The organism is Methylobacterium sp. WL120 (genome assembly GCF_008039465.1).
In the GTDB taxonomy this organism is placed as follows: domain Bacteria; phylum Pseudomonadota; class Alphaproteobacteria; order Rhizobiales; family Beijerinckiaceae; genus Methylobacterium; species Methylobacterium cerastii.
Window position 1 is genome coordinate 1 of sequence record NZ_VRUT01000374.1, and the last position, 658, is coordinate 658.

General features: G+C 69.5%; 1 pseudogene. It reads right to left on the reverse strand.

Annotated elements, in window-relative coordinates:
- A pseudogene (locus FV229_RS27075) lies at window positions 1–658 on the reverse strand (hypothetical protein); the annotation flags it as partial.

Consider the following 658-nt stretch of genomic DNA (forward strand, 5'->3'; position numbering starts at 1 on the left):
CGGCGGACGGCGATGCGGGCGTCGTCGGCGGCGATGGCGACCAAGACCACGATGATCCCGGAATGGCCGATGGCGTCGACCTTGCCGAACTCGAACACCGCGGAGACGAAGATCGCGGCCAGGATGATCGCCGCGGTCCGGCGCACCAGGGGCGTCCAGATCAGGGCGAAGGCCAGGGTGAACTCGACGACGCCGGCGGCCTTCATGAACAGCTCAGGGGACGCACCGAAGGTCATCTCGGGCTTGGCGGCCAAGAGCGGCGCGGTCCATTCCGGGTAGGCCCACTTCTCGACCGAGGCCCACATCAGGGTCACGGCGGCGGCGGCGCGGACCACGTCGAGGGGGCGGATGCCGTAGAGGGTGCGGTTCAGGCCGGTGAGGATCAGGTAGGCGGCGACGCCGAGGAACACTGGATAGTCGGCCAAGTGGAACGCGCCGTAGCACCAGGTGGCGTAGCCGAACAGGACGACGATGCCGGCGCCGGCCAGCGGCAGGGTGCGGTGCCAGATCAGGCAGGTGGCGAGCGCCAGCTGGAACCACGGGATCCAGGCCGCGTCGGTCTTGAGCTCGGGGGTGAGGATGATGCCGCCCATCGTCCAGAGCGAGACGAAGAAGAAGCCCAGCGTCGCCCGCACCAGCAACCCGGTGTCGGCCCGCA